Source organism: Streptomyces anandii JCM 4720 (assembly GCF_014650655.1).
Lineage (GTDB): Bacteria > Actinomycetota > Actinomycetes > Streptomycetales > Streptomycetaceae > Streptomyces > Streptomyces anandii.
Window position 1 is genome coordinate 91164 of sequence record NZ_BMVJ01000006.1, and the last position, 8922, is coordinate 100085.

The 8922-nt window shown below is 71.3% G+C and carries 7 protein-coding genes; 6 read left to right on the top strand and 1 reads right to left on the bottom strand.

Features of this window, described 5'->3' with window-relative positions; all coding sequences use genetic code 11:
- The first annotated feature begins 80 nt into the window (after positions 1–80).
- From IE249_RS13180 to IE249_RS13200, 5 genes are all read left to right on the top strand, one after another.
- Complete coding sequence (locus IE249_RS13180; protein WP_189705002.1) at positions 81–839, top strand: NUDIX hydrolase; 759 nt, start codon at positions 81–83, stop codon at positions 837–839.
- Between the two features lie 61 nt (positions 840–900).
- Positions 901–2985, top strand: a complete 2085-nt coding sequence (locus IE249_RS13185; RefSeq protein WP_189705003.1) for an ABC transporter ATP-binding protein — start codon at positions 901–903, stop codon at positions 2983–2985.
- A gap of 162 nt (positions 2986–3147) precedes the next feature.
- Entirely contained in the window at positions 3148–4035 is an 888-nt protein-coding gene (locus IE249_RS13190) for a FadR/GntR family transcriptional regulator (RefSeq protein ID WP_189705004.1), read from the top strand.
- Between the two features lie 473 nt (positions 4036–4508).
- Positions 4509–6053 carry an RNA polymerase sigma factor gene (locus tag IE249_RS13195; RefSeq protein ID WP_189705005.1) on the top strand — a complete coding sequence of 515 codons (1545 nt, stop codon included), beginning with the start codon at positions 4509–4511 and terminating at the stop codon, positions 6051–6053.
- Positions 6054–6174: 121 nt separating this feature from the next.
- Positions 6175–7032: a serine protease gene (locus tag IE249_RS13200; RefSeq protein ID WP_189705006.1), complete on the top strand. Its 858-nt coding sequence runs from the start codon at positions 6175–6177 to the stop codon at positions 7030–7032.
- A 124-nt stretch (positions 7033–7156) separates the two neighbouring features.
- Here IE249_RS13200 and IE249_RS13205 read toward each other — a convergent pair whose 3' ends face one another.
- Positions 7157–7387, bottom strand: a complete 231-nt coding sequence (locus tag IE249_RS13205) for a DUF7455 domain-containing protein (RefSeq protein ID WP_189705007.1) — start codon at positions 7385–7387, stop codon at positions 7157–7159.
- A 440-nt stretch (positions 7388–7827) separates the two neighbouring features.
- Between IE249_RS13205 and IE249_RS37110 the strand changes: the two genes are divergently transcribed.
- On the top strand, positions 7828–8922 hold a 1095-nt coding region (locus IE249_RS37110; RefSeq protein WP_268249692.1), incomplete at its 3' end, for an ATP-binding protein.

The following is an 8922-nucleotide window of genomic DNA, read 5'->3' on the forward strand; positions in this document are numbered from 1 at the left end:
TGGCGCCGGCAAGAGGATCGGCTGTCGAAGCGACCGGCGAAGGGAGTGTTTATCGTCAGGCAGACGACTATGATCGCCGCATGCCCTACGACCCGTCAGCGTTCCCGCCCTTCGCCGTCACCGTGGACCTGGTCGTGCTGACCGTGCGCCGTCACGCCCTGTGCGCGCTGGCGGTGCGCAGGGGCGAGCCCCCGTTCCAGGGCCGATGGGCGCTCCCCGGCGGCTTCGTACGGGCCGACGAGGACCTGGCACAGGCCGCGGCGCGCGAACTGGCCGAGGAGACCGGACTGCAGGCCCACGACCCCGCCGCCCCCGTCCAGGACCACGGCGCCCACCTGGAGCAGCTGGCGACCTACGGCGATCCCAAGCGCGACCCCCGCATGCGCGTCGTCAGCGTCGCCCACCTGGCGCTAGCCCCCGACCTGCCCGCGCCCAGAGCGGGAGGCGACGCCAGCAACGCCCGTTGGGCGCCCGTCGAGGAACTGCTGGCGCAGGGCGGCTACGGCCGCGACGGCGAGCCGGTGGCTCCGCTCGCCTTCGACCACGCGCAGATTCTCGCGGACGGGGTGGAGCGCGCCCGGTCCAAGATCGAGTACTCGTCGCTGGCGACCGCCTTCTGCCCGCCCGAGTTCACCGTCGGAGAGCTGCGCCGCGTCTACGAAGCGGTCTGGAACGTCGCCCTGGACCCCCGCAACTTCCACCGCAAGGTGACCGGCACCCCCGGGTTCCTGGTCCCCACCGGCGGCACCACCACCCGCCAGGGCGGCAGGCCGGCCCAGCTCTTCCGGGCCGGCGGCGCCACCCTGCTCAACCCGCCCATGCTGCGTCCGGAAGTCTGACCTGCCGAACTCGGCGGCGGGGTACCCGAAAAAACGGACATAACGCGCTATCTTGCTGCGGGTGATCCAGGCCTTCGGACTGACCAGCGACTCCCGTAAGGACCTTCCGCCCGCCGTCGACGACGTCTCCTTCGAAGCACACGCGGGCCGTGTCACCGTGCTCCTCGGCGCGGCGGGCGCGGGCAAGACGACGGCGCTAAGACTGATGCTCGAACTCCAACACGGCCGTGGCATCACCTACTTCAAGGGCCGGCCCCTGCACCGTATCCCGCACCCGGCGCGCGAGGTCGGCGTCCTGCTCGGCGACGTCCCCGGGCACCCTTCGCGCACGGTCCGCGGCCATCTGCGGATGCTGTGCGCGGCCGCGGGCCTGCCGGTCCGCCGCGCCGACGAGGTGCTGGAGGTCGTAGGCCTAGTCAGCCTGCGCGAGGAGCGGCTGGGCACCCTGTCGCGGGGCGTGGACCGCCGCCTCGGGCTCGCCTGCGCCCTGCTGTCCGACCCGCACACCCTCGTGCTGGACGAGCCGGCGGACGGGCTCTCCGCACGGGAAAGCCGTTGGCTGCACGGCATGCTCCGGGCGCACGCGACGCAGGGCGGCACGGTCCTGTTCACCACCTCCGACCCCAAGGAGGCGGCACGCACGGCGGACCGTGTCGTCACCATCGAGCGGGGCAGGGTCGTGGCCGACCAGGAGAGCGCGGACTTCGCCCGCAACCGGCTGCGCCCCCGCGTGGCCGTGCGCAGCCCGCAGGCCGCTCGCCTGGCCGCCCTCCTCCGCAAGGAGGCACGCACCGGCCACCGCTCCGTCGAGGTCGTGCACGAAGAGGGCAACCGTCTGTCCGTCTACGGCAGTACGTGCGCCGACGTCGGCGAGGTGGCGTTCCGGCACGGCATCCTCGTCCACCAACTCGCCGACGAGGTCGGGGACATGGGACCCGGCGCGGGAGGCGTCGAGCCCGCGGCCGTCATCGCGACCGCACCGGCGGAGTCGGTCCCGGCTCCGGCGTCCGTCCTTGCCGCCGTCTCGTCCACGGCACGCACGTCGGCCGAGACCGGCGCGCGGAAACAGCCGGAGACATTCGAGACCGCCGAGATCTCCCAGCCCGCCGAGGCCTCCGAGGCCTCGGACACCGCGGGGACCGCAGCCGTGGCGCACTCTGACGACCCCGCCCGCGCGGTCCCGGACCGCTCGGACGGGACCCCGTCCGAGACCGCCTCCGGTTCCGCCTCCGCCTCGAAGAAGGCCTCCACGGCGGCTTGCCCCGAAGCGGCTCCCGCCGAGGCCGCCCCCCACGCCTCGATCCCCACTCCCCGCCCCGCGGAGGCCGTCGCGCTCGATTCGTCCTCCCCGCTGCCACCCGCCATCTCCGTCCGCCCGGGCCGCAGCCCCCTGCGTCCGCTGCGCTACGAACTGCGCCGTGCCGCCGGCATCGGCACGGGGTTCGTCACCGCCGCCGCCGTCCTCGTCGTATCCGCACTGACCGCCCTGGTCATGGGCCGGATCGGGCACACCCCGCAGCCACGCCTGCTCGCCGCGTGGCCGCAGCAACTGCCGCTGCCGCCCACCGCACTCGGTGCCGGGCTGCTGGGCGCGCTCTCCTTCGGCGACGAGTTCCGCCACCCCGCGCTGGCGGCGGACCGCGGCACCGTGCCCCGCCGGCTCGGGCTGCTCACGGCCAAACTCCTGGTCACCGCCGCCACCGCGCTGATGCTGGCCTTCCTCACGGTCGGCTGCGACGCCGAGGTGCTCTACGTGGTGTACGGACGGGAGCTCACACAGGTTCCCGGCGACTGGATCTCGCTGGGAGCGAGTTGGGCCGGACTCGTGGTCGGATGCGCCTGGGCCGGGGTGCTGGCCGCCGGGCTGTTCCGGTCCGCCACGGCGGGCCTCGCGGCCGTGGTGGCGGTCCCGGTCGTCGTCGTACCTCTGGTACAGGCGGCGCTGGGCGGGGCGGCCTGGGACCCCGCCGGCCTGCCCGCGCGGCTGCGGAGGTCCTTCCTGCTGCAGTGGCCCTTCGGCGGCGACGGCAGCCTCGTCGCAGCGGCACGTGTGATGGCCCAACCCATGGGCGCGGCAATGGTGTTGATGCTCTCCGCGCTGTCCTGCGCCTTCCTGGTGACGACCCTGCGAAGCAGGGTCAAGTGACTGTCCTTCGCGCCCTTTCGCCCGGCCTCTGCGCGCAATTCCCCGGGGAAAGCCCATTTCTTTCCGATAAGGCGTCAATTGCGACGGAGTGAGCGATCACCCTTTCGTGTGCTTTTCACCAAAGCCCTCAAGGGAGTTGGAGGCGACGCCGACAAAGGATCCGTGAGTACCCTTGCGCACACCATGATGACCGCCGCCCGCCCCACAGACTCCGGTCTCGTCGGCCCGGGCGAACTCGACCGCTACCCGTACGCCGAGGCGCCCGTCCCCGACCGCGTCGCAAGCCCCTCCTGGGAGGGCACGGACCCCGAGCTCGGCCGGGTGGGGCGGCGCGCCACGGGCAGCCGCGGCCGCGGACTGCACGGCCAACTCGTCCAGCAGCTCGGTCAGATGATCGTCTCCGGCGATCTCGGCGCCGACCGGCCCCTGGTGCCCGAGGAGATCGGCCAGCGCTTCGAGGTCTCCCGCACCGTCGTCCGCGAGTCGCTCCGCGTCCTGGAGGCCAAGGGTCTGGTCAGCGCCCGCCCCAACGTCGGCACGCGCGTGCGCCCGGTCAGCGACTGGAACCTCCTCGACCCGGACATCATCGAGTGGCGCGCCTTCGGGCCGCAGCGCGACGACCAGCGCCGTGAGCTGAGCGAGCTGCGGTGGACGATCGAGCCGCTCGCCGCCCGCCTGGCCGCCGGCCACGGGCGCGAGGACATCCAGCAGCGCCTGTCCGACATGGTCGAGATCATGGGGCACGCCCTCGCGCAGGGTGACGCGCTCACCTTCTCCCGCGCGGACGCCGAGTTCCACACCCTGCTCATCCAGGTCGCGGGCAACCGCATGCTGGAGCACCTCTCCGGCATCGTCTCCGCCGCCCTCCAGGTGTCCGGCGGCCCCGTCACGGGCTGTGACCGGCCGAACGACACCTGCCTGGCACAGCACGCCCGCATCGTGGACGCGCTCGCCGCGGGCGACGGCACGGCGGCGGAGGTGGCGATGCGCCAGCTGCTCACGGTGCACCCCGAGGTCGAGCGGGTGGTTCCCGCGCCGCGCGAGCACTGACCGCACGCCACACCGACCGCGTGGGCGGCGACCGCGGGAGCAGTGACCGCGCGCGGACGGCACGGCGCAGGGCCCTGCCGTCCGCCCGCGGCCTCATTCGGCCGGCGAACCTCCCGCACAGGACCCCGCCGAGTCTCCGCGCCCCGGCGGGGTCCACGCGCGCCGGGGCACGGCCCTCACCGCCGCCCGCCACGCCGTACGGCGGTGTAGACGATCTCGTTTGCGCATACTTGAGCGGTTTTGAACCCTTATGGGGTGTGACTCGGGCCACGCGGATTGGGCGTAACGCTCAAGGGAACAACGCGATGACCTAAGAGGTGACAGCCGCGGAGGGAATACGGACGCCATTCATGGCGCTGTGCATCTTCCCCGGCCCCCGCCCGCGCCGTCGGCCCGTCCCCAGGCCGGTGGTCGGCTCCTGTCCGCCGTGGACGGGGCCGGAAGCCGTTTTCCAACGTTCCGAGAGGTTGTTCGTGTCGGCCAGCACATCCCGTACGCTCCCGCCGGAGATCGCCGAGTCCGTCTCTGTCATGGCGCTCATCGAGCGGGGAAAGGCTGAGGGGCAGATCGCCGGCGACGATGTGCGTCGGGCCTTCGAAGCTGACCAGATTCCGGCCACTCAGTGGAAGAACGTACTGCGCAGCCTCAACCAGATCCTCGAGGAAGAGGGTGTGACGCTGATGGTCAGTGCCGCGGAGCCCAACAAGCGCACCCGAAAGAGCGTCGCAGCGAAGAGTCCGGCCAAGCGCACCGCCAGCAAGACGGTCGCCGCGAAGACGGTGACCGCGCGCAAGGCCACCGCCACCGCGACTCCGGCGGCGCCTGCCGTGGACACGCCGGTCGAGGACGAGGCGCCCGCGAAGAAGGCCGCCGTGAAGAAGGCCGCCCCCGCCAAGAAGGCGGCGGCGAAGAAGGCAGCCCCCGCCAAGAAGACGGCGGCCAAGAAGACCACCGCCGGCAAGAAGGACGACGCCGAGATCCTCGAGGACGAGGTGCTCGAGGAGGCCAAGGCGGGCGCGGAGGAGCCGGAAGGTGCTGAGAGCGCCGGTTTCGTGCTCTCCGACGAGGACGAGGACGACGCCCCGGCCCAGCAGGTCGCCGCGGCCGGCGCCACCGCCGACCCGGTCAAGGACTACCTCAAGCAGATCGGCAAGGTCCCCCTGCTCAACGCCGAGCAGGAGGTCGAGCTGGCCAAGCGCATCGAGGCCGGTCTCTTCGCCGAGGACAAGCTGGCGAACTCCGACAAGCTCGCCCCGAAGCTCAAGCGCGAACTGGAGATCATCGCCGAGGACGGCCGCCGCGCCAAGAACCACCTGCTGGAGGCCAACCTCCGTCTGGTGGTCTCCCTGGCCAAGCGCTACACCGGCCGCGGCATGCTCTTCCTGGACCTCATCCAGGAGGGCAACCTCGGTCTGATCCGCGCGGTCGAGAAGTTCGACTACACCAAGGGCTACAAGTTCTCCACGTACGCCACCTGGTGGATCCGTCAGGCGATCACCCGCGCGATGGCCGACCAGGCCCGCACCATCCGCATCCCGGTGCACATGGTCGAGGTCATCAACAAGCTCGCCCGTGTGCAGCGCCAGATGCTCCAGGACCTGGGCCGCGAGCCCACCCCGGAGGAGCTGGCCAAGGAGCTCGACATGACCCCGGAGAAGGTCATCGAGGTCCAGAAGTACGGCCGTGAGCCCATCTCGCTGCACACCCCGCTGGGCGAGGACGGCGACAGCGAGTTCGGTGACCTCATCGAGGACTCCGAGGCGGTCGTCCCGGCCGACGCGGTCAGCTTCACGCTGCTGCAGGAGCAGCTGCACTCGGTGCTCGACACCCTGTCCGAGCGCGAGGCGGGCGTGGTCTCCATGCGTTTCGGTCTCACCGACGGTCAGCCGAAGACCCTCGACGAGATCGGCAAGGTGTACGGCGTCACGCGTGAGCGGATCCGCCAGATCGAGTCCAAGACCATGTCGAAGCTGCGCCACCCGTCGCGTTCGCAGGTGCTGCGCGACTACCTCGACTAGGTCAAGGCCTCTGCCCCTCGAAGGCCCGGCTCCCCGACGGGAGCCGGGCCTTCGTGCTGCGGGCCGCGTCGCCCTGCGTGACTCTGGGTCTCCGATGATCGTCCCAGAGTGAGGAGAACCCATGCGACGCCGTATTGTCCGGGCACTGGCCGGGCCGCTGGTCCTCGCGGCCGCGGGGGCCGCGATACCGCTGGTGGCCGCGGCGCCCGCGGCCGCCGACAGCGTCGTCGTCGGCGGGTTTCCCGTCGACGTGTCGCGCAGCCCCTGGACCGTGGCGCTCTCCAGCCGTGACCGGTTCGGGGGTACGCGCGCGGGACAGTTCTGCGGGGGTGTGGCCATCGCCCCGACCGCTGTCCTGACGGCGGCCCACTGCCTGGGCAGAGACGTCGTCGGCGCGCCGCCGACACGGGATCTGAAGGTGATCGCCGGACGCACGGATCTGCTGTCCGCCCAGGGTCGGGAGATCCCCGTGCGCGACACGTGGGTCAATCCGCGCTACGACGGGGTCACCAACGCCGGTGACTTCGCCGTCGTCACACTCGCCGAGCCGCTGCCGCAGAGCGCGGTGATCCCCATGGCGGCCGCGGGGGACCGGGCCTACGCACCCGGGACCAGTGCCGTGGTCTACGGCTGGGGGGACACCAGCGGCGCCGCCGCCTACGCGCACAGCCTGCACGCCGCACGCGTCCACGTCCTGCCGGACGCCCAGTGCGAGCGGGCCTATCCGGGCAGTGTCGAGGGCACCTACCTGCCCGAGACCATGCTGTGCGCGGGCGAGACCCAGGGCGGCCGGGACGCCTGCCAGGGGGACAGCGGGGGGCCGCTTGTCGCGCAGGGCCGGCTGATCGGGCTGGTGTCCTGGGGGAGCGGCTGTGGACGGGCGGGAAGTCCCGGCGTCTACACGCGCGTGTCCGACGTCGTACGGACGCTCGGCCGCGGCGGTTCGAAGGCGCTGGGGCGGGGAGCCGGCGAGGGCTGACCGCCTCGTCATCGGTGGGAAACGGGCGGCCGCCGGTCATGAAGACGGGCGGCCGCTCCCGTGTGTCAGGAGCGGCCGCCCGTTCGCCGGCCTGGTGCCGGTGCTGGCTCGTCGTGCGAGGTTGTCAGCGCTCTTCTTCGGACGCACTCGCCGGAACGGCCGTCAGGCGCTCCGTCTCGTCCTGTATCTCAGCGGCGATCTTCTTGAGTTCCGGCTCGAACTTGCGACCGTGGTGGGCGCAGAAGAGCAGTTCTCCGCCGCTGAGCAGGACGACGCGCAGATACGCCTGGGCGCCGCACCGGTCGCAACGGTCAGCGGCCGTCAGCGGGCTCGCGGGGGTCAGAACAGTAGTCACGTCGCCTCTTCTCTAGCTCGACGAGCTGTCGTACCAGGGTCAACATCCAACCAGCCCCAAACGTTCCCGCTCGTGGCTTTTCCTCGAAAAATCTTTCCGAGGCGGCTGTCCGTTGCCGGTTTGGCGGCGAATGTGCCGTATTGCGTGTCTATGTGTCGTACGGGTTCGCGCTGTCGGTCATGGTCGGTCCTCCCCGGCCGGGTTGCCGGTTGTTCATGAGGACGTGCCCGGAGCCTAAATGGTTCATGCCTCGAAGGGAACGTGATATCTGCTTCACTCCAACGAGGGATCGAACATCCATGCGACTCTCTACTAGTCTTGGTCCGTGTCGAGGGTTGCGTTACAAGGGCTCTACCAGGCCTCGGTACCCTCTGAGCGGCAACCCAAGCCGCGCCCCGCCCCACCGGGGCTCCACTGGAATTCAGCGAGGAGCGAACCGCGTGACCGCCGAGACGTCCGTGCCGTCCACAGCGCTGCTGGCAGGAGCAGACCGGGACGGTTCCAACTACACCGCGCGGCACCTGCTCGTCCTCGAGGGGCTCGAGGCCGTGCGCAAGCGCCCGGGCATGTACATCGGTTCGACCGACAGCCGCGGTCTGATGCACTGCCTGTGGGAGATCATCGACAACTCCGTGGACGAGGCCCTCGGCGGCTACTGCGACCACATCGAGGTCGTCCTGCACGACGACGGCTCCGTAGAGGTCCGGGACAACGGCCGGGGCATCCCCGTCGACGTCGAGCCCAAGACCGGCCTGTCCGGCGTCGAGGTCGTCATGACCAAGCTGCACGCCGGCGGCAAGTTCGGCGGCGGGTCCTACGCCGCCTCCGGCGGTCTGCACGGCGTGGGCGCCTCCGTCGTCAACGCCCTGTCGGCCCGGCTGGACGTCGAGGTGGACCGAGGCGGCCACACCCACGCCATCAGCTTCCGCCGCGGCGTCCCCGGCGCCTTCACGGGCAGCGGTCCGGAGGCCCGCTTCGAGGCCAAGAGCGGCCTGCGCAAGGCCAAGAAGATCCCCAAGACCCGCTCCGGCACGCGCGTGCGCTACTGGGCGGACCGCCAGATCTTCCTCAAGGACGCGAAGCTCTCCCTGGACAACCTCCACCAGCGCGCCCGCCAGACGGCCTTCCTCGTCCCCGGACTGACCATCGTCGTCCGCGACGAGTACGGCCTGGGCGAGGGCGGCAGCAAGGGCGAGGAGTCCTTCCGCTTCGACGGCGGCATCAGCGAGTTCTGCGAGTACCTGGCCACCGACAAGCCGGTCTGCGACGTCCTGCGCTTCAACGGCCAGGGCAGCTTCAAGGAGACCGTCCCGGTCCTCGACGAGCACGGCCAGATGACCCCCACCGAGGTCACCCGCGAGCTCGGCGTGGACGTCGCGCTGCGCTGGGGCACGGGCTACGACACAACCCTGCGCTCCTTCGTCAACATCATCGCGACTCCCAAGGGCGGCACCCACGTCGCCGGCTTCGAGCAGGCCGTGACCAGGACGATGAACGAGGTGCTGCGCGCCAAGAAGCTCCTGCGCGTCGCCGAG